Genomic DNA, 22,011 nt, shown 5'->3' with positions numbered 1-22,011 from the left:
ATGCAGTTTATCCATAAGGCTCACCTCTTATTATTATTTATATCTTTCAGTGTCGGGGCAGTGGCCCAGACGAGCGACTCGCTCATTGTGGATCATCTTGAGGAGTGTGGTGTTACGTTCTCTCATGATAACAGTGTGACCTTGCTGATTGACGGGCAGGAGAAGTTTGACGATATGTTTGAGGCCATCCGACAAGCCAAGTCATCGGTGCATCTCGAATATTTCAATTTCCGCAACGACTCCATAGCCGGACTGCTGTTCGACATCTTGGCCGACAAGGTCAAGGAGGGGGTTGAGGTGCGCGCACTGTACGATGCCTTTGGCAACATGAGCAACAACAAACCGTTAAAGAAAAGACACCTCCGCGATATCAGGAGCAGGGGCATTGAAATCCACGAGTTCGACCCGCTGTGCTTTCCCTGGATAAACCATGTTTTCTCGCGCGACCATCGGAAGATTGTGGTCATCGATGGGAAGATAGCCTATACAGGAGGCATGAATGTGGCCGACTACTATATCACAGGTACGCCGCAAGTGGGCGAGTGGCACGATATACACTGCCGCATACAGGGTACGGAGGTGAACACGCTCCAGGGCATATTCATCGACACTTGGAACAAGGTGACCGGGCAGAATCTACATGGTGCAAAATATTTCCGGGGATTGGGCGACGACAGCTATTTCAACAACCTCAAGCCGGATACGTCGGCCACTGCCGGCCATAAGACCGTGGGTATTATCAACCGCGAACCCCGCAAAACCAACAAGGTGATTCGTGAGTTTTATACCAATGCCATACGTTTTGCCCAGGACAGTATTCGTATTATCAATCCATACTTTACGCTAAACCGACCCATCAAGAACGCTTTGAGACAGGCCGTGAAGCGTGGAGTGAAGGTGGACATTATGCTCAGTGTTCGCAGCGATATTCCGCTAACGCCCGACTGCGGCTTCTACAATGCTCATAAGTTGATGAAGCATGGCTGCAATATCTGGATGTACAAACCTGGATTTCATCACAGCAAGGTAATTATGGTAGACGGGAAATTTTGTACTGTCGGGTCGGCTAATCTCAATGCGCGTAGTCTTTCGTGGGATTATGAGGAAAACGCTGTGATTATCGACCCACACACCACGGCCGAACTCAACAATCTTTTTGACCATGAGAAGAAAGACTGCTTCCTGCTGACGAAGGAACGATGGAATAAATGGCGGAGTCCGTTCAAGAAGTTTGTTGGTTGGGTGGGGCATCTTATCTCGCCGTTCCTGTAAGACGAGGGCGCGTCCAGTTGTTAATATCAGCATTTCGTTCGGCTTTTTCAATGAATTTACGTAAGTTTGCAACATGTTATTTCTCATATTACAAACGCTATGAAGCTCATCTATTTTGTAGTGTCCCTTTTGCTGACACCCATGGTTTTAAATGCACAGACAAGGCAGGAATACAATCTGAAAGCTTGGTCGTTTTCGCGCGATAGCATTCACTGGCAGCAAGTGACGGTGCCTCACGATTGGGCTATAAGCGGGCCCTTTGACAAGAAATGGGACCTGCAAGTGGTGGCCATTGAGCAGAACGGTGAGAAAGAAAAGAGTGAGAAGTCGGGGCGGTCGGGAGCGCTGCCCTGGATAGGCAAGGGCTATTATTCCACGGTTGTCAATGTGGGTAAGGTCGGTGACAAACGTGCCATATTGGAGTTTGACGGTGCCATGGCGGAGCCGACGGTATATGTCAATGGGCGTCGTGCAGGATACTGGGCATACGGCTACACGCCATTTCGGTTGGATATCACGCCTTACCTCAAAAACGGCGATAACAAGATAGACGTGAGTCTGCAAAATGTGGAAGAAAGTAGTCGCTGGTATCCTGGTGCGGGGATATACAGACCAGTAAAACTGGTGATGACTCCTCCGGTAGCCATCGACCCATGGGGTACCTATTTCCGCACATTATCGGTCGGCAAAGAGGAAGCAAAGATAGCTGTCGATACCCGACTGAGAGGATATGAGGGTCAGAAAAACTTGGCAGTAGAGGTGAGGGTGTATCATCCAAAGGGATATGTGGAGCGCGCTTTCCATGCATCGGTGGGAGAGAATGGGTTGGTACACGATGAGATCACACTTCACAATCCGCGTCTATGGTCGCCCGAGACACCCCATATATATAAGGTGGAAACCTGCCTTTATCAAGACAATAAACTGATAGATAGGACTGTTTTGAAAACCGGTGTGCGTACGGTTACAGTAGATTCGATACATGGCTTCCGGCTGAACGGTGTGTCACGGAAGATCAAAGGTGTGTGCCTGCACCACGACCTCGGCCCCTTGGGGACTGCGGTCAATAAGGCTGCATTGATACGTCAGATGAAACAACTCAAGGATATGGGGGCCGACGCCATACGTACGGCTCACAACATGCCTTCACAAATGCAGATGGAGGTTTACGATTCGCTTGGCATGATGGTCATGCCCGAGAGCTTTGACATGTGGATTTATCCGAAATGCAAAAACGGATATGCTCGATTCTTCCAGGAATGGCACGAGCGGGACATCACCAATCTGGTGTTGGCCAATCGCAACCACCCTTCGGTGGTGATGTGGTCTATAGGCAATGAGATTCCCGAACAATGGAGTGAGCAGGGACGTGACATTTCCAAGCAGTTGCAGGAGCACTGCCATCGACTTGACCCTTCGGTGCCTGTAACGCAGGGTATGGATCGTGCTGAGGCTGCCTTGAAGTCTGGTTTTGCTCAAGTTATGGACGTTCCGGGATTTAATTACCGCGTCTATAAATATGATAGAAACATGAAGAGTCTTCCACAGGGGTTCTTGCTTGGTGCGGAAACGGCATCAACGGTGAGCTCGCGCGGTATATACAAATTTCCGGTGACGTTCCGAGTGACCAAGGCTGGGGCTGATGGACAGGTATCGAGTTATGATACGGAGTGGTGTTCATGGAGCAATCTGCCCGAGGAGGACTTTATAGCCGATGAGGATAAGTCTTACACCATTGGACAGTTTGTGTGGACTGGCTACGACTATCTGGGTGAACCAACTCCCTACGATGAATATTGGCCAAGCCGAAGTAGCTATTTTGGTATTATGGATTTGGCCGGATTGCCCAAGGATCGGTTTTATCTCTATCGGTCGGTATGGAACAAGGAGAAACATACTCTGCACATCTTGCCCCATTGGACGTGGCCCGAGCGTAAGGGAAAGGTGACTCCTGTGTTTGTATATACGGATTATCCCGAGGCCGAACTCTTCGTAAACGGCGAGTCACAGGGACGGATACGAAAGGCCTTTGGGTTGCGGGTTGACGATCAGAACCCCTCAACCGGAGTGCTTGCCAAGCAACGTGCACGCAGATACAGGCTCATGTGGGACAATGTGATTTATCAACCGGGAGAGCTAAAGGTGGTGGCATACGATGCACAAGGCATGCCGGCAGCAGAACAGAGAGTGGAAACAGCAGGAGAACCCGCAGCTATTAAGTTGGAAGCTGACCGACAAACGATCCATGCAAACGGCGAAGACTTGTGTTTTATCACGGTGAGTCTGGTGGATGATAAGGGTGTTGAGCTTCCCCGTGCCACCAACGACATTGTGGTGAATGTTACGGGAAACGCCACATTCAGGGCGATGTGTAATGGCGATGCCACCTCCTTGGAATCGTTTGTCAAGCCACAAATGAAACTATTCAGCGGCAAACTCGTTGTCGTGGTGCAGGCTGGCACACAACCAGGAAATGCAGATGTCGAGGTGAGTGCACCGCAGTTGGGACTGAAAAAGCGAATAACCATTGCAACACAATGATGGGATGTGGATTCGAAACCTTCATCATTTGTCAATGCTATGGCGCTTCTGCGTGTTTAGTTTCTTAGGCCATAATGGGCAAGGAGATCATGACGGCCTGTTTGTTAGGCCAGTCATGGAGTTTTATTTTTTTGTAATTGGATAAATAATCGATGAATCGGAACACCACACAATTTCCAGAACGCCGTGCAGAGTCTGCCGAAGCGCCTGTTGTTGGTAAGGAAACGACAGAAGAAACGACGCCTTGGTTTGCCCTCCGTCTCTTTTCCAGCCGCCAGGAGGAGATAGCCAAGATGCTGGAGAATGAGGGCCTTGAGGTGTTTATCCCCATGGAATATGTGGATGTTGAGGATCGAAGAAACCATGTGAAACGCGTGTTACGCCCCGTGGTGCGTAACCTTTTGTTTATCAAGAAAACGGTTTGTCAGAAGATAATGCGCGGTATCATTGCGGCATTGCCCTATCGGGTGAGCATAATAAGGAAGACACCGGGCAGCATTGATTATTATGAGATTCCCGCCCGGGAGATGTTTGAGTTCAGGGCGATGTGTAATCCCGAGATTCTTGCGAGAAAATTTCTTAGTGAAGCACAGGCGAAACTCAAGGCCGGAACCCCCGTTATGGTTACTCATGGTCCCTTGAAAGGGCTACAGGGTAAGCTCGTTCGTTCGAACAAACAGTACTACCTTTTGAAAGAAGTTCCAGGTATAGGAGTGATGCTCAAGGTTACGAAATGGTGCTGCAAGCCTTTGTTGTAAATTCGTACATGTTTTCCTGGGGTGGGGACATGTAAATATGAGCACATGTCCCCTCCTCGGGTTACCTCAACTTACTGATGAAATGACGTAGTTTTGAAACGTCTTTTATGCCTGGTTCTGTCTCAAAGCCGCTGTTCAAGTTGATTCCTGCAAACTGAGGATGACGGAGGTTAAGAATACGATCTGCATCTTCCGGTCCGATATGGCCGCTTAATAAAAAGGGCGTTGTTCCATCGTATTGCTCAAGCAACTGCCAATCGGTTTGCTCTCGGGAGTCGCCTGGCACTTCGTGTGACATGTCAAACATGAACATATCAACGCTTCCCTCGTAATTCTTATAGGAGGATAGATCAGACACGGAGGTAATGTGCAAGGTCTTGATGAATTTGATATCAGGTGAAATGTCAGGCACAAGCGTGCTCTTGAGGTTTTCTATCATCGTTCGATTCTCGCTGCCCTGAAGCTGAATATAGTCGAGAGCATAATTGTAAACACGGGTTACGATGGTTTGTGGCATTTCATCCACAAACACGCCAACGCGATTGAGCTGCGCGATCTGGTCTGCTGAAGACTGCGAATTGTCTTTCCCAGTGACCTTTTTCAAACGCTCTTTGCTGTAATCGGGAATGATCCCGGCCTGCGACGAAATCATGTAGACATAACGGGGGCTGTCTTTATGAAAGTCAAACCCCATCATGTCTATTCCCAGTTTTGTCACTTCGCGAATGTTGTCGGCATCGCGCATGCCACATACTTTGATAATCATTTTCTCTTGTTTTGGAACTATTCAATACGAAGAAGAGGCTGAGTTTACCTTTCCATTTCAAGACTTGCCCATATAAACGGGCCGACACCTTTGGCATCGTTGTCGCGGATAGGTTCGCTCATGTAATAGTCGAAGGAGCCGTCGCGTCTGAAGTTGGGCTTCTTCACGTATGGGCCGGGAGCCGGTCCCAATCCACTCACTGAACAACACTTGGTGAGTGAGATGGTTTTATCGGCATTCACCTTGATAAACTCTTTGATGATCCCGAGGTATGCCTTTATGCCGGCTTCCCTAAAACTCTGGTCGAGATAGCCCAGGCGTGACCCTTTGAGCAGACAATAGGCAAACATTGATGAACAGGTGGACTCCAAATAGTTGCGGTCGTCGGTAACATCGAGCACGTCATACCATACACCTGTTTCTTTGTCCTGATACTTTACAACCTGTGTCATTGCCTTTTGAAACAAATCGATAATCTCATGGCGACGGGCGTAATCTTGCGGCAGCGCATCAAGCACTTCTATCATGGCCATGGTGTACCATCCCAACGCGCGCCCCCAGGTGTGTTTGCTTTTGCCTGTGGCCTTGTCAGCCCAGAACGCAGTGTGGGTCTCATCCCATGCGTGTTTCCACAGTCCGGTCTTGTCATCAAATGTTCGGAAGTCAGTTTTGGTGATCTGATCGACAGCATCAGGCCAATATTTCCTTTCGGCTTTCTTTTGTCCTTTCAGGGCGGGGGCAGCCATTGTGTAGAAGGGTAGTCCCATGTAGATACCGTCAAGCCATACCTGGTTGGCATAGATGGCCTTGTGCCACCACACGCCTTCCTTGGTGCGTGGCTGCTTTTCCAATTGCTTGAACAAGGTTTTGAGAGCCTTCTGAAGATTTTTTTGAGGCTCCATCTGGTTCATGCGGTAGATGAAACGGGCCGTGCGAACGTTGTCGAGATTAAAGTCCTCATATTTATATCCGGTGATGTTACCCTTTTCGTCAATCATCTTGGCAGGATAAGTTTTCAGATAATCCAGGATCTTTTCGTTCTTGTAAGCCAAATAAGTGTCGAGCATGCTTTCCAGTTCGATGCCCATTACATAGCTCCATTTGGGTTTCTTGGAGAAGTCGAGCAAATAGCTTTCGGGCACACGCTTCATCTCTGAGGCCACCATCCATTCGGAGAAGTTTTTGTAGGGGCGATCGGCTTCGTTCAGAACAAGGGATCCGTTGATGAAAAGGTTGTCAAACTTGATGTCTCGGGTCTTGCCGCTGATACTTACCGGAGCCTTGGAAACGCCGTCGAACTTACAGTTCTTGACCGTGATATCATATACATTTTCGATATTGTTCAGTCCAATGATTTGTACACCATATTTGCTCTCCTTACTCGTTACGTTCTCCATATATACCTTGCGCACAGTCGGCTCGAAGCCTCTGTAGCATTCCTCACGGGGCTCGTAGTCGAGATTGATGCGCAACACGGCCTCGTTGCATTGACCTACAGTGACATTGCGCATGTTGATGTTCTCGATGAGTCCACCACGGCAATTGTTGGTCTTGATGCGCAACACGCGATCGAGATGGGGTGAGTCCATGTAGCAATCTTCAGCAAAGACATTCCGGCAGCCACCCGAAATCTCCGAACCAATGACCACACCGCCATGGCCATCGGCCATCTTGCAGTTTCGGATAATAATATTTTGGGAGGGCTTGTTCCATAAGCGCCCATCGTTGTTACGACCACTCTTAATGGCGATACAGTCGTCGCCCGTATCGAATGTGCAGTTCTGAATCAGCACGCCGTCACAAGCTTCTGGGTCGCAGCCGTCGCCATTAGGACCATCATTTTGCACAAACACACCGTCTACGGTGATGTTTTTAGACAGTAGAGGATGGATCACCCAGAAAGGCGAGTTCACCAAATGCAGGTCTTTGATGAGAATGCCATCGCTCTCCACAAAGTTGACCAGCTGCGAACGCAGTCCCTTACCCATGCCAAACTTGCGTTGGTCCCACGGCACATCATTCTCGGCATATTTCAAGAGCTGGGCACGTGAGCCGAGGTTTTGAGCCTCTTTGGTTTCGCCTTTTACAAACCCGTATCGGGGCGCCCCACACATCGGCCACCATGTCTGTTTGCTTCCGTTACCATCGATCGTTCCCTTGCCCGTCAGTGCAACGTCGGTTGCCTGATAGGCATAGATACATGGCGAATAGTTCCAGCATCCAATACCTTCCCATGATGTCTTGACCAATGGGTACAACTCGGGTTCGAAGGCGAACTTCAGGGTTGCGCCTTCTTCCACCACCAAGTTAACATGGCTCTGCATGCGTATGGCTCCGGTGAGCCATTCACCACGAGGCACCACGATGCGCCCCCCGCCTTTTTTGGAACACATGAGAATGGCACGGTTGATCGCTTTCTGGTTTTTGGCAGCCGATGCCTTTGGTGAAGCACCAAATTGTGTAATCGAGTATTCGCGATCGGCAAATTGCGGCATGCGGATGCTCTGTTCAATCTGTTTGTACATCGCCTCATCCCACGATTGAGCTAAAGCGAACAGTGGCAGAAACAGTGCCACCAGCAATGTCGATAATTGTTTCATACTAATTAAGATTCGTTTATTTGTTTGTTTTAATGGATGTTTTTAGAGAGAAAGGCAGGTCCATTATCTTCGCAGACAGAGCCTGCCAGTATTACTACTAAACAAAAAGGGGCTTACAGCCCTATATTGATGTGTACAAAGGTAAGGAACATTTTTTAGAAAAGAAGATTGAAAATGTTAAAAAACAATTCGTTCCTAAACAAGATGATGATAATCTTACTCCATTGAAACTCAACTGCCCCTGTCGCACTGTTGGCCAAGCTGGATTATGCGGCAAGATAGGCCGTAGCTGTTGACAATGCCCGATTTACACAAAAATGATAGGCCATTGGACAGATTTACAAGTTTTATTTAAATACAAGTACTATATTTGTACTGTAAAACCTTCACGAATAAAATAAACTAAAATGGTTAAGACAATGTACTTATTGGGCGGGGTTTCGCTGATCCCCACGGCTGCCATGTCACAGCGCCCTAACATCATCTACGTGATGACTGATCAGCAAACGGCAACAGCGATGAGTTGTGCTGGAAACAAAGAACTGGCCACTCCTACGATGGACAAACTGGCTGGTCATGGCGTACGTTTTGAGAATGCTTATTGTGTGCTCCCACTTAGTGGACCTTCTCGTTCGTCTATGTTCACAGGCTATATGCCGAGTGAGATAGGCATGCAGGAGAACGAGACGCCCCTGCCTGATTCTCTGCGCAACCGCACCTTGGGCAATATGATGAAAGATGCTGGGTATGACTGTGCGTATGCCGGAAAATGGCATGTCAACACAAATTCGCTGCCAGACAAGGAAGCTTTTGGATTCAAGAATCTTCACGGCCATGATGACAATGGGTTGGCAGAATCTGTAGTCAATTATATGCGGAACAGGGATCGAAAGAAACCGTTCTTTCTTGTGGCCTCGTTCAATTCTCCGCACGGAATATGTGAGTATGCCCGTCACCAGAATCCTCCTTTCGGTGAGATTACCGAGCTCGACATCAACAAATGTCCGCAACTGCCATCTAATTTCCATGTGAATCCGTATGACGCTACAGCCTTGGCCTATGAAAAGGTTCAGAACCACCGGCTGTATCCCTCATTGGATTATACGCCTGATGACTGGCGCCGATATCTCAATGCCTATTATAGGCTGACGGAACAGACAGATAGCGAGATAGGCAAAATAGTCGATGAGATAGATCGGCAGAAGCTTTGGGACAACACCGTCATTATCTTCACTTCCGACCATGGCGACGGCGCCGCTCAACACCAATGGAACCAAAAAACCGTGCTCTATGAGAGTGTGGTCAACATTCCCTACATCATATGTTTGCCAAAGGGTAAAAATGCCGGTCGGGTGATGCCACAACTCGTCAGCAACGGCATTGACCTGATGCCAACCGTGTGTGATTTTGCGGGTATCGAGATTCCTGCTCACTGCAAGGGGCAGAGTGTAAGGGCTTTGGCAGAGCAAGGTGAGGCCAAGGCTCCCGGACGTGACTATGTGGTTTCAGAGACGGTTTTTGCACAAACGGCCGGCACTATCGGTTGGATGGTACGCACGAAGAAGTTCAAGTATGTGCTCTATGATACCGGCAGATACCGTGAACAACTCTATGATATGGAGAATGATCGCGGGGAGATGCGCAATCTTGCTTTAGATGCACGATATCAGGAGGTTGTCAAGACCCATCGTAAGCTTCTTGCTGAATGGATGAAAGCTCATCCCTCAAGGCTCACCAGAATGAAAAATAAATATATACCGAAGGATTAAGGAGGCATCAGAGAGGGTTAATTATCTTGACAAAACGCCTTCTCATTTTCGTTTATTCGAAAACCAGTTAGTCTTCGCTCGAAATACGCAAAAAATGCGGCATACTGCAAATATCTGACTGTCAGTGGCTTTTAAAATAACGCTTCTTTTTTGCTATTTCTCCGCCTGCGATTGAATATCGAATGGCATCACGGAAAAGGCCCAACCGCACGGCGGTTGGGCCTTTTCCGCGCTGCCACTAAGGCTTAACCGCACAACGATCAAGCTCCTATCGCAGCAACCTGACGCATTTGGCGCATGCCAAGCTTGATTACGCCGAGAAAAGATGGCGTTTTTTTTCTCTATATGTCTCGAAAATCTTGACCCCAAAACGGTATTTATATTTAACTATTTTCGAAGGTGCAGATATTCACATCGTCACAACTTCATGCCATGTATAGCCTTCCTATGAGAGTGGGACGGTCACATAGCCTTGCTCGAATGCTGAGTCGTTACATTTTGGGCAACTATTGTTAAAAAACGCATTTTACTGCTAAAATATTTGTTTTATTCAAAAATAAAACTTATATTTGCTACAGTTTTTCGATGGTTTCGCAATGTTTTTTGTTAGCGAAATCTATCCCTCGAGGTTGGTAGCATCCTGCACCAACCTCTTTTGTTGCTCAGCTCTGAAAAATAATATGCCCTGAGACCTATTTATCAAAATTTTTAGCTAAGTTTGCATACAGAGTGATGATAGCTTTTGTAATCATATTGACCGTTTGGGCCATCATTTTAATTACGGCCTTTGTATTGATCTCATTGTGGAAGAAGAATCACAATGCAGAGCGAGGACTCTATGAACGTACCCAGGAAGATAACAAGGTGAGTGTGGACGATGCGTTGAGAGCGTTGAACTGTGATGTGAAATGGGAGCATAGCGAGGAGGATCTCGTCGCAAGCTATCGATACCAAAGCGGTCAATTCAATATCCGACTTGAGAAAAACTCGCCCTACGTACGCCTGCTTTATTTGTTCTTCTTTGATGCTGAACTGGACAGATTAGAATTGGTGCGCACTGTGTGTAATCAGTGTAACCTGAATACGGAGACCTGTCGTTTGGTTTATTCGGTGAACGAGGGCAATGGCACGGTGGATGTGCATATTGTGAACGCCTTGTTGATGGGTGACAACATGGCTAAGGATGTTTTGGTACGGGCTATGAGCAACATCTTTCACTGGCAACATGTGTTTGTGATGCGATACAACGCACTGAGCGATGCGAATAAGAATGCTTTCAATCATGATGTTGAAATGCGGGACGCAGCATGGAAGCGAGAGCTCTTTTTGATACGCGAGCAAGAGATTGTTCATCAGGAAGATGGTCCGGAGTGGCATGAGCAACGCGCTGAACCCTTGCGGTTACACCAATTGCTGACCTCTGCCATGGGACTTGCAGATATTGTTCCTGCTCGGTTTGTGTTGACGTGCAATGATCAGGTGACGGTGATTGAAAGTGTGGACGAAATTCTTGATTATAAAATATCATCGCCATTGATTGATGATGATAGGTTTGCGAATACGTCTGCGTCTGCCTTGCTGAGTTACTATGACCCGCGCAATCCGGTCATGTTGCGCCAACTCATGATTTGCTTTGAGCAACAGGAGAAAACGGACGAAACTTTATACTATCGTGTCACGTTAGCCCTGACTCCGCCACCCATAAGCAAAACGATTGGTTTCAACGACTTGCAACGGCAAAGGCTCTCCACCAGTATCTTGTTGGGACACGACCTGATTCCTGCTGACAAACGTCTGGCTAAATTCAGATATATTTGGAAAGAGGCTCTGGCCAAACAAAAGAGCGGCAGGGAGAATGAACTCACCGATGATGAAAGGCTGCTGTGCGAGTTGCAGAACACGGGTCATGGGCACGACTTACTGCGTGGCAAGGCATTATTTGAGCAGAAGCGTTTTTATGAAAGTGTGCTTATTTTGGAGAATATCTTCCGGCAGTTGCAGTCTTCGTTTGATGAAATGGGAACAGCAACCCGCGAGGCATTCATAGAAATATGTTATTTGGTGGGTGCTTGCTACACGCATCTGCACCAATATTACAGGGCGAACTATTACCTCCAACTCACCCTACCAGCTCGCCGGATTACATATATGCAGACATTCATCAATTGTCTGGTCAACGGTCATGACTTTCGGGCTATGACTTTCATCGATTCATTTCTGCATGAGTTATCCCCAGTGGTGGGCGAGGATGGCTTGGAAAATAGTATGGCTGAGATGCATGAGATAATATCGTTTGTGGGATTTCTGAAGCGACGGAAGGCATATTTGCTGGTCAGATCGGAACGATATGACGAGGCTGAAAAATTATTAAAACAGCTTCTCGACGACCCTGCCAACACTGATTTCGCATTGAAGGAGTTGGCCTATATTCAAAGGAAGAAAATGAAATAAGCAGAAAGTGCTCGTAATAGTTCATGTTCCTATGAGGTAAAGCTAAGTTGATATGACATACATGCATTGGGGATGGGGAGTCATCTATGGCCTGATAGTCGTAGGTGTCATGATAAAGGTGCTGCTCGACAACCGACAACCTGCCAAGACGATGGCATGGATATTGGTGTTGTGGTTTCTCCCTTTATTTGGCCTGATACTTTATATATTTTTCGGCCAGAACACAAGGAAGGAAAGGATGATCAGTCAGGGTTCACTCGACCAGTTAACCAAACGTTCAATGACCGGGTTTGTAGAGCAACAGAATCTTCGTCTGCCCAAGTCACATCAACCGCTGATGCATCTTTTTAAAAACCAGAACATGGCCTTGCCGTTTAAGAACAGCGAGGTGGAAATATTTACCGATGGCTATCAATTTTTCCCTGCACTACTGTATGAGATACTCAAGGCACAGCATCATATACATCTTCTATCCTATATTTTCAACGATGACGAATTAGGCAATCTTGTAGCCGATGCTCTGATTGACAAGGCGCGCGAGGGTGTCGAGGTTCGAGTGATTTATGATGATGTTGGGTGCTGGCGGGTGAGCGGGTCTTTTTTTGAACGTATGCGGAATGGCGGAGTAGATGTGCATGCCTTCATGCCAGTGAAGTTTCCGGCATTTACTTCGAAAGTAAACTATAGGAACCACCGCAAGTTGATTGTGATCGACGGTCAGGTAGGATTTATTGGAGGTTTCAACATTGCCACACGATATGTCAAGGGAACAAAGAAACAAAAGTGGCGTGATACCCATTTGCTGGTAAGGGGAGGGGCTGTGTATGGCATACAGCGGGCCTTCTTGGTGGACTGGTACTTTGTAGACCGCACGCTGATAACGTCAAGAGCATATTATCCGGAACAAGATTCGCGTATTAATAATAATTGCTTGGCACAAGTGGTGACGAGCAGTCCCATTTCTCCTTGGCCCGACATCATGCAGGGTTATGTTCGGGTGCTGTTCGAAGCCCGTCGATATGTTTATATGGAAAGCCCCTATTTTCTGCCCAAGGAGCCGGTTATGTTTGCGCTGCGAACAGCTGCTTTGACAGGAGTAGACGTCAGGCTGATGATTCCCAAGAGAGGAGACTCAAGGATTGTGGAGTGGGCAAGTACCTCCTACGTCATGGAGACCATTGGGGCTGGGGTTAAGGTTTATCTTTATAAAGATGGATTTAATCATTCCAAATTGCTTGTCAGCGACGACTGCATATCCACCTGTGGCAGCACCAACATCGATGCGCGGAGCTTTGAACATAATTTCGAATCGAATATTTTTTTCTACGACGAGGCGATGGCACTACGAATGAAGAAGGTTTTTCTTGACGACATGCAGCATTGTGTTCTTATCGACGAAATAAGAAAAGTAAAAAACCGTTCGTTTTTAAGGCGGTTGTGGGAAAGCGTGTTAAGAGTTGTCAGTCCGTTATTATAGTTCTTGAAAGTTTCCGGAGCTCATTTGGATATACAGTCATGTCACTCCTCTTCTCCAATGACCATGTTTTTCACTGCGGTGGGTCTGAAGATACTAAAGTTCACGCTGCCATATTTTCGGTGTTCCATGAAGTTAGGGTGGTTGCTGAAATCAAGTTGCTTGCCATGCTCAACAACAAGGAAACCGTTGTCTTTCAGCAGACCGTTTTCAATGATGAGGTCAGGGATCGTGGGCAACTGTTCCAGCGCATAGGGAGGATCGGCAAAAATGAAATCGAACAACCGGTGACATGATTTCAAAAATTTAAAGACATCACCTTTAACCAAAATGTTTTGGGCTGTTCCGAGTTTTTGCATACATTGACTGATAAAACGCACATGGTCTCTGTCAGCTTCCACGCTCACGACAGAGGAGCATCCGCGTGATAACAACTCGAGTGAAATACTGCCTGTTCCTGCAAACAGGTCGAGTGCTTCAATGCCTTCAAAGTCAATATATCCTTTCATCACATTGAAGATACTTTCCTTTGCGAAATCGGTCGTTGGGCGAGCCTTGAAGGTGCGAGGTATCTCGAAATGACGCCCTTTGTATTTTCCTGTAATGATTCTCATGTCTGTCTTACTTTGAAATCATTGGTTTTATTTAATTTATCTATATCGATCAACCAAGATATAATGTGAGCAAATCCATTGTGATGCCCTGTATTTTTGTCATTGGCGCACGGTTAAAGTCGGCAGAGGGGTTAATCACGGTTACTTTTCTCAGATGAGCCAACAGTTGTTCAACCAACGCCTCGCGGTCTATGATGTCGCCAGAAAGATAGAGCTCGTCTTTTTGTTGGTCGAGTGCCAGTTCTCTCCATACAAAGAGGATGAAATAAAGTGCATCTTTTGCATGTTTCACATCATATCGATTACTGAAAACAAAGCGGTTGCGCTCAAAACTAAACAGTTCCAGCTGGTGGTCATGAAAATGAGCATAGAGCTTTCTGCGGATGCCAATAAAGCTTCGTTGATGCATGTAGCGCCACACGGGTAGCATCAAAGTCGTGATTTTGATATCTGAATAGTGATCCTCGACTACAAGCTTCAGGTCTTTGTTGATTGCAAAAAGAGCCACCGCATTCAGGTCGGGCAAGACGTTACTCATCATACTGCATCCTTCCGTGTCTGGGAAACTGTGCATGTATAGAGTCTCGCAGTTTTTCTCGTCATATTCCTCAATTGGCAACAGCAGTACGGGAGCGTTCACCAATACCCTTGCACGGGTGGTCGGGTGTTGCAACAGGTCTTCTGTCTTGAATGCCTCACGTAAATTGGCAGAGATAGAAACACCACTTTTAATGGTGTAGGGTCTGAAAATCAACTGGTCTTCAGATTGCTTGTCAGCGATGGCAAAAGCCAACGAGCCTTTGCTTACGCGAATGGTCATACGCGGCAACTTACTGTAATTCATAATCTCCAATTCATATTTTATAACGGGTAAAGGGTCAAGGTTGAGAGCTATTCCCAGTTGCCTGCATTACTGTTTGGCTCGGCAATGTCACCAATCTTGAGTCCCGGAAATTGGCCGGAGGAATTGGCCTTCTCTATCAGTTCTGCTATGGCATTGGTATCAAGCCCATATAGATATTCTTCATAGCCGGCACTGCATTCCATCAGTGGAATGTTTTTTCCGCTTTTCCCAATGACCACAGATGTGGTGAGTGTGAACTCTTTGTTGTCTGAAAAAGGAATGTATCTTGCTGAATCAGGAAGCAGGCGAGCTTTGACCAGGGAGTCCATGCAATGTGTATATGTACCGCGAGAAGCCATGTATTTTTCCTCGGCGCCCCTGATCATCACCAACCGGCGTTTCACAGCTTCTTCTCTTCGAGTCTGTTCCGTTCTAAATTCCATTGGACTGTAGATGCTCAGAAAACAGAGTGCTACTAATACCAGTACACACGCTGCCAAAAGATATTTATTTCTGAGATTACACCTCATTTCTCGCGTTTTATTGTTAACTTTGTCTCATAGGCAAGACAGATCTGCGTTGCAAAGATACTAAAAACTCAATAGATAACCCCAGATGTAGCTGGTCTTTAACAAAACATAATTCATCTTCTTCCACTTCATTTCCAATGACACAAGCAGAGTTTATCAATTATATCAGAAAAGAATTTGATAGGATTCCCACGGCGGATCAACAGGAGGCCATGGAGACCTTTGCACGTTTCCTGGCCGACCGCAGCGATCGGGTGGTGATGATACTTCGGGGTTCTGCGGGAACTGGAAAGACTACTTTGGCTGGAGCTATGGTTCGCACGCTCCACCGCTTGGGACAGAAGCTCACACTGATGGCACCCACTGGTCGCGCTGCAAAGGTGTTCTCACTGACCAGTGGTCTGCCAGCTCATACCATTCATCGACGCATTTATCGGGAAAAGTCGTACCAGGGACTTGATGGCCAGTTCAACCTGAACAACAATCTATATCGGAACATGCTCTTCGTGGTAGATGAGGCTTCTATGGTGAGCAATATTCCCTCGTATGATAGCTCGTTTGGTTCAGGCAGCTTGCTCGACGACCTCATGCAATATGTCTACAGTGGCGACAATTGCCGCTTATTGCTGATTGGCGACTGTGCACAGCTTCCTCCGGTTGGTGAGAAGGAGGCTCCGGCACTTAGCGCAGGGATTATTGAGGGTTACGGCATGAGGGTGTATCAATGCGATTTGAACGAGGTGTTGCGTCAGGAGCGCGACTCCGGCATTCTCTATAATGCAACCTATATTCGGCAACTCATCACGCATGACATGGCTACTGAACTGCCAAAGATAAGATTTCGAGGATTTGACGATATTGAGATGATATCGGGCACTGAACTTATTGATAGCTTGGAGTCGAGTTATAGCCAAGCCGGACTTGACGAAACGATAGTGGTCACACGTTCAAACAAACATGCCAACGTTTATAATCAGGGCATTCGCAGTAGGGTTCTCGACCGTGAAGAGATGTTGTGCCCGGGTGATATGCTGATGATTGTGCGTAACAATTATTTCTGGACTGAGCAGATCAAGCATGAGGAGCACTCTTCTGTGCCTGGAGGACAGCAACTCGACAACACCCCATCCTTCCTTGCCAACGGTGACCGTGCTAAGGTGTTGCGTGTATGGAATGAGCGTGAGTTCTATGGTTTTCACTTTGCTGACGTGTGGCTTCAGTTCCCCGACTACGACAACTTTGAAATGCAAGCCACGATTATTCTTGACTCGCTTACCACTGATGCTCCGGCACTCACTCGGGAAGAGAACGAGAAGTTATTTATCAATGTGATGGAAGATTATGCAGACTTACCCACAAAGGCAGAGCGACTGAAAGCCTTGCGTAAGGACATCCATTTCAATGCCCTGCAGGTGAAGTTTGCTTACGCGGTGACATGCCACAAAGCGCAGGGCGGACAGTGGCAGTATGTGTATGTTGACCAAGGTTATATGACGGCCGACATGCTCACCCCCGACTATATTCATTGGCTCTACACGGCTTTTACACGTGCCACCGACAAACTTTTCCTGGTGAACTGGCCCGAAGTTCAGATTGCAGAAGGACAATCCTGATTCCGAAGGCAGCGGCGACACTTCTGCCAACAATATACAGATACAAGCATCCCATTGCTTTTCGGGCAATGGGATGCAATATTCGATAATCTTCCCTGGCTTTTCTATTTTCCCATGTTGCAGACGGGCTGAGGCTTTAATTCCTTAAAGAAGTCGTTACCCTTGTCGTCCACGAGGATGAAAGCTGGGAAATCCTCAACCTTTATCTTCCAAATAGCCTCCATGCCGAGCTCAGGATATTCCACGCATTCAATGCTTTTAATGCTGCTCTGCGATAGAACGGCAGCCACGCCACCAATGGTTCCTAAATAGAATCCACCGTGTTTGCGACAGGCATCGGTCACTGTTTGGGTGCGGTTGCCCTTGGCAATCATCACGAGCGAGCCGCCATGCTGCTGGAACTCGTCTACGTAGGGATCCATGCGGTTGGCCGTTGTGGGTCCCATGGAGCCGCAGGGGAATCCTTCAGGAGTTTTGGCAGGACCGGCGTAGAGCACAGGATGATCCTTGAAATACTGTGGTAATTCTTCGCCGGCATCAAGTCTGGCCTTAAGCTTGGCGTGAGCGATGTCGCGTGCCACGATGATTGTTCCCTTGAGGCTCACGCGAGTAGACACGGGATATTTGGTGAGCTCGGAGCGCACAGAGTCCATGCCCTTGTCGAGATCAATCTCAATTCCCTTGGTGCCTTCGCCCGGCTTGCGGTATTCTTCCGGTATCAGTTCTGTTGGGTTGCTGTCCATTTTTTCCAGCCAAATGCCGTCCTTGTTGATTTTCCCCTTAATGTTGCGGTCGGCCGAGCAGCTCACGCCCATGCCGATGGGGCAGCTGGCACCATGGCGTGGCAGGCGGATGACGCGGATGTCGTGGGCAAGATATTTGCCGCCGAACTGCGCACCAAGTCCGATTTTCTGTGCTTCGACAAGAAGTTTCTTCTCTAATTCTGTGTCGCGGAAAGCGCGCCCGGTCTCATCTCCGGTGGTGGGCAACTCGTCATAGTATTTTACGGAGCCGAGTTTCACGGTGAGGAGATTCTTTTCGGGTGATGTGCCACCAATGACAAAGCAGATGTGATAGGGTGGGCAGGCAGCTGTGCCGAGACTCTTCATCTTTTCTACGAGGAAAGGCAGGAGTGTTGCCTCGTTCTGAATGGTGGCTTTGGTCATGGGGTAGAAGTACGTCTTGTTGGCTGAACCGCCACCTTTGGCTACCATCACGAATCTGTATTCATCACCCTCGGTAGCTTCAATGTCAATTTGTGCAGGCAGATTGCAACGGGTGTTCACCTCGTCATACATGTTCAGGGGAGCATTCTGCGAATAGCGTAGGCTCTCTTGTGTGAATGTGTTAAACACGCCTAAGCTTAGAGCTTCCTCGTCATTGAAGTCTGTCCATACGCGTTGTCCCTTTTCACCATGGATGATAGCGGTTCCCGTGTCCTGGCAGAAAGGCAACACACCCTTGCAGGCTGTCTCTGCATTACGCAGGAACTGAAGGGCTACATACTTGTCGTTTTCGGAAGCCTCGGGGTCTTTCAGAATGGAGGCCACTTGCTCATTGTGCTCGCGACGGAGCATGAATTCCACGTCGTGGAAACCTTGCTGAGCAAGCAGTGTGAGTGCTTCGGGTGCGACTTTGAGGATGGTTTTACCCTCAAACGCTGTAGTGCTCACGCCTTCCTTGCTCAGTAGACGATACTCGGTTTTGTCCTTGCCCACCTGGAACATGGGCGCATACTTAAATTCTACTGGATTTGCCATAATATAATGTTTCTGTAATGATGTTGTCAGTTTTTTCTATGTTATAAACTTGGGGGTGTTGTCATTTGTTGATGGGCTTAGTAGCCGAAAATCTCCTTGGTCGATACGCGGCGGATCGGTGCTATTTTCTCCAAGGCTTTCATGTCGAGACTCTTTTCGTCGCCGAGAATCAAATACTTGTAAGGTTTGTTTGCGATTCGTTCGGATGCAAATTTTACAAGGTCGTCGATCGTCAGCGCAGGGAGTTGATCGTATATTCTCTGGGCAATGTCGTAGTTCAGCCCTAAATCTTGTGCTCTCATGTAATAGTTGAGTACGTTGAAACGCGTGGTCCGACTGGTCGACAGCGATTTCAGTAAGCTTTGCTTGGCAAGGTCAAAGCCTGCCTGTCGTTTGGGCATGTTGTTGATCAGGCTTTTAAATTCGCCTACGCAATCCATCATCTTGTCGCTTTGCGTGATAATAAAAGTGCGGAAATCCTCTGTATCCTTCAGTCGCTTGGGTTCGTTATACCTTGCAGCAGCCGAATAGGCAAGACCGCGTGCCTCACGCATTTCCTGGAATACGATCGCATTCATGCCACCTCCGAAATATTCGTTGAACAAAGCGTTGATGGCAGCATTTTGAGGCGACCATGTGCGGTTCTCGTTATGATATTGCACCATATAGATGTTCTTGGCATCGTATGGCGCTAACAGCACTTCCGTCTTGGGTGTGGTCTGCGCCTTGTACTCCACGCTGTTCGTCGGCTTGGAAGTCACGACGTTTTTCTTTCTTGGGTATGTCTTCCTGACGATCGATGCCAAATCTTTTTCTGCCGTCGGTCCATAATACATGATGGTCATGGGGTTGAGGTGCCGCACGTTTCTCAATACTCGAAGTAAGGCGTTGCCGTCAGTTTTATTCAGCTGTGCTGCTGTCATAAAATTGAGTGTGGGACTCGCTGCTCCATAAATGCCATAGTTTTGCAATGCGGAGAAGTTTTCCCTTTGGTTTTGCTTTTTGTCCTCGCGATCCTTCAATATAAGACTCACCACATTATTATATTCTGTCTTGCTAATCCTTGCATTCTCCATTAGGTTGGCAAACAACCTCAGTGCAGCAGGCATGTTCTCGTTGAGGCCGCTCAGGGCAAAGCGAGTGTGGTTTCTGTCCACCCTCACGCTGAAGTCACATGCCAGGCTATAGAAAGCTTCCTTCACATCCGAGGATTTCATCTTAGCCGTGCCTGCATAGTCGAGCAGGGTTTGAGCGACATCAAGGCGGTTGTCGTTTTCGTGTCCCACGGGGAAGTCAAACTCTAAGTTGAAAAGATCGTCGCTGGTGTTTTCCTTGTACAGCATCTGTGTGTTGACATCCAGACTGCTCTTGCTCATGTCCTTGCTGAAGTCTACAAAGCGAGGCTCAATAGGTGTGGGTTTGGTATTGACAATTTCTTTCAGGAAATCACTTTGCATGTCGTTGTTGGTAGGAATAGGCGTGATGGCCGGCTTGTCTATCTTCTTGATACTTGTGTCGGTGCCCTGCTTCTTGTACACCAATACATAGTTGTTACTCAAATGCCGGTTGGCAAAGGCCACCACCTGCTCCTTGGTCATTTTCGAGATACGGGCAAGGGCATGCACTTGGTCTTCCCATTTTTGGTCGTTGATAAAGGCATCAACAAACTTGTCTGCCCGCGATTTGTTGTTCTGTAGCGAACGATAATACGCCAGCTTCATGTTGTTTACCACGGATTGCAACAGATTGTCGCCAAAATCTCCTTTCCTGAATTTCTCAATTTCAGCAAGAAGCAAATTCTTCACAGCCTCGGTAGTCTGTCCCTGTTTGGGCATGCCCACCAAGACGAGTTGCCCATAGTCGTGCATTCCCTCATAGAAAGCTTCAGAACCCTGTATCTTCATGGGCATATTCAGGTTGACATCGAACAGTCCGGCCTTTCCGTTCTGCAGCATGTCGGCAATCACGCGGAGTGTGTCGGCCTGGTAGCTGGCGGCTCCCCGGGTTCTCCATCCCATCATCACGTATTCGGCCTCCTGACCTATGACTGTTGTGTCCACGGGCTGGGTGCTGTCGGCAATGGGTGCGTATTCTGGTCGGGAAAGACTATTGTCTTTCTTCCAATCCCCAAAATATTTATTGATAATATCCATCACCTTGTCCGGATCGAAATCGCCCGCCATGCAGATAGCGATGTTGTTGGGCACGTAGTAGCGGTTGTAGTAGTTCTTGATGTTAACAATCGAGGGATTTTTCAAATGTTCCTGCGTGCCAATGGTGGTTTGCGTGCCGTAGGGGTGTTTGGGGTAGAGTTTCTTGTTGAGGGCTGCCCACGATTTCCGTATGTCGTTGGTCAGTCCGATGTTATATTCTTCGTACACCGCTTCCAACTCTGTATGGAATCCGCGGATAACCATATTCTTGAAACGATCGCTTTGAATCTTAGCCCAGGTCTCTATCTCGTTGGACGGGATGTCCTCCACGTAGCAGGTCACATCGTTGGATGTATAGGCGTTGCTCCCTTCCGACCCGATAGACGACATCAGCTTGTCATATTCGTTCGGGATGTTGTATTGTGCGGCCAACTGCGATATGGAATCTATCTCATGGTAGGCTTTCTTCCTGGCTTGGGGGTCCGTGAGCAGGCGGTAACGTTCATATCGGTTTTGTATGGAGTCGAGCAGGGGTGCTTCTGCCTGAACGTTGCTCGATCCAAAATGTGTGGTGCCCTTAAACATGAGGTGCTCCAAATAGTGAGCTAGCCCTGTGGTTTCGGCCGGGTCGTTGCGCGAGCCTGTCCGCACGGCGATATAGGTTTGCAGACGTGGCTTCTCCTTGTTGACAGACAGATACACCTTCAGTCCGTTGTCCAAGGTATAGATTCGGGTTTGCATGGGGTCGCCCTCCACCGATTCATATTGATAAGCTTGCGCTGTTGTACTCGTTGCGAGCACCGTGGCCATGGCAGCCAAAAAGATTTTTATTTTCATTGTTGCTTGTAATGAATACCGTTTTTATT

Annotated in this window: 14 protein-coding genes; 7 read left to right on the top strand and 7 right to left on the bottom strand. The window is 47.8% G+C overall.

Annotated features, from left to right (window positions below):
* The 3 genes from HMPREF0645_RS07210 (at position 1) to HMPREF0645_RS07200 (ending at position 4,571) form a co-directional block, all read left to right on the top strand.
* A complete protein-coding gene (locus HMPREF0645_RS07210; protein WP_007174279.1) occupies positions 1–1,272 on the top strand; it encodes a phospholipase D-like domain-containing protein in 1,272 nt (423 codons plus the stop codon).
* 99 nt (positions 1,273–1,371) lie between these two features.
* The gene (locus HMPREF0645_RS07205; RefSeq protein ID WP_007174278.1) at positions 1,372–3,813 is read left to right on the top strand and encodes a DUF4982 domain-containing protein; all 2,442 of its coding nucleotides are present in this window, start codon (positions 1,372–1,374) and stop codon (positions 3,811–3,813) included.
* 152 nt (positions 3,814–3,965) lie between these two features.
* A complete protein-coding gene (locus HMPREF0645_RS07200) occupies positions 3,966–4,571 on the top strand; it encodes a UpxY family transcription antiterminator (RefSeq protein WP_007174277.1) in 606 nt (201 codons plus the stop codon).
* Positions 4,572–4,632: 61 nt separating this feature from the next.
* On the opposite strand, the gene HMPREF0645_RS07195 is transcribed toward HMPREF0645_RS07200, so the two are convergent.
* Both HMPREF0645_RS07195 and HMPREF0645_RS07190 read right to left on the bottom strand, forming a co-directional pair.
* The gene (locus tag HMPREF0645_RS07195; RefSeq protein WP_007174276.1) at positions 4,633–5,337 is read right to left on the bottom strand and encodes a phosphoribosylanthranilate isomerase; all 705 of its coding nucleotides are present in this window, start codon (positions 5,335–5,337) and stop codon (positions 4,633–4,635) included.
* Positions 5,338–5,381: 44 nt separating this feature from the next.
* On the bottom strand, positions 5,382–7,937 hold the full coding sequence (locus tag HMPREF0645_RS07190) for a glycoside hydrolase family 88 protein (protein WP_007174275.1): 2,556 nt from the start codon (positions 7,935–7,937) through the stop codon (positions 5,382–5,384).
* Between the two features lie 407 nt (positions 7,938–8,344).
* Here HMPREF0645_RS07190 and HMPREF0645_RS07185 point away from each other — a divergent pair, with 407 nt between their 5' ends.
* The 3 genes from HMPREF0645_RS07185 (at position 8,345) to cls (ending at position 13,634) form a co-directional block, all read left to right on the top strand.
* Positions 8,345–9,706 (top strand): sulfatase family protein, encoded by a 1,362-nt coding sequence (locus tag HMPREF0645_RS07185; RefSeq protein ID WP_007174274.1) that lies wholly within the window; start codon positions 8,345–8,347, stop codon positions 9,704–9,706.
* 732 nt (positions 9,707–10,438) lie between these two features.
* Positions 10,439–12,157 (top strand): hypothetical protein, encoded by a 1,719-nt coding sequence (locus HMPREF0645_RS07180; protein WP_007174273.1) that lies wholly within the window; start codon positions 10,439–10,441, stop codon positions 12,155–12,157.
* A 52-nt stretch (positions 12,158–12,209) separates the two neighbouring features.
* Positions 12,210–13,634 (top strand): cardiolipin synthase, encoded by a 1,425-nt coding sequence (gene cls / locus HMPREF0645_RS07175; RefSeq protein WP_007174272.1) that lies wholly within the window; start codon positions 12,210–12,212, stop codon positions 13,632–13,634.
* A 41-nt stretch (positions 13,635–13,675) separates the two neighbouring features.
* Here the strand turns inward: cls and rsmD are convergent, their stop codons facing one another.
* From rsmD to HMPREF0645_RS07160, 3 genes are read right to left on the bottom strand one after another with little or no spacing between them, the layout of a single operon-like run.
* Entirely contained in the window at positions 13,676–14,245 is a 570-nt protein-coding gene (gene rsmD / locus HMPREF0645_RS07170) for a 16S rRNA (guanine(966)-N(2))-methyltransferase RsmD (protein WP_007174271.1), read from the bottom strand.
* A 49-nt stretch (positions 14,246–14,294) separates the two neighbouring features.
* Positions 14,295–15,089 (bottom strand): DUF3822 family protein, encoded by a 795-nt coding sequence (locus tag HMPREF0645_RS07165; protein ID WP_007174270.1) that lies wholly within the window; start codon positions 15,087–15,089, stop codon positions 14,295–14,297.
* 47 nt (positions 15,090–15,136) lie between these two features.
* Positions 15,137–15,532, bottom strand: a complete 396-nt coding sequence (locus tag HMPREF0645_RS07160; RefSeq protein ID WP_007174269.1) for a hypothetical protein — start codon at positions 15,530–15,532, stop codon at positions 15,137–15,139.
* Between the two features lie 224 nt (positions 15,533–15,756).
* Between HMPREF0645_RS07160 and HMPREF0645_RS07155 the strand changes: the two genes are divergently transcribed.
* The gene (locus HMPREF0645_RS07155; RefSeq protein ID WP_007174268.1) at positions 15,757–17,232 is read left to right on the top strand and encodes an ATP-dependent DNA helicase; all 1,476 of its coding nucleotides are present in this window, start codon (positions 15,757–15,759) and stop codon (positions 17,230–17,232) included.
* 104 nt (positions 17,233–17,336) lie between these two features.
* Here the strand turns inward: HMPREF0645_RS07155 and HMPREF0645_RS07150 are convergent, their stop codons facing one another.
* Both HMPREF0645_RS07150 and HMPREF0645_RS07145 read right to left on the bottom strand, forming a co-directional pair.
* Positions 17,337–18,992: a fumarate hydratase gene (locus HMPREF0645_RS07150; protein WP_007174267.1), complete on the bottom strand. Its 1,656-nt coding sequence runs from the start codon at positions 18,990–18,992 to the stop codon at positions 17,337–17,339.
* 77 nt (positions 18,993–19,069) lie between these two features.
* The gene (locus HMPREF0645_RS07145; RefSeq protein ID WP_007174266.1) at positions 19,070–21,982 is read right to left on the bottom strand and encodes a M16 family metallopeptidase; all 2,913 of its coding nucleotides are present in this window, start codon (positions 21,980–21,982) and stop codon (positions 19,070–19,072) included.
* Between the last annotated feature and the right edge of the window lie 29 nt (positions 21,983–22,011).

It is taken from the genome of Hallella bergensis DSM 17361 (assembly GCF_000160535.1).
GTDB classification, from domain to species: domain Bacteria; phylum Bacteroidota; class Bacteroidia; order Bacteroidales; family Bacteroidaceae; genus Prevotella; species Prevotella bergensis.
Note: the sequence above shows the minus strand (reverse complement) of the source record. Positions and strands in the feature narration are given on the sequence as shown.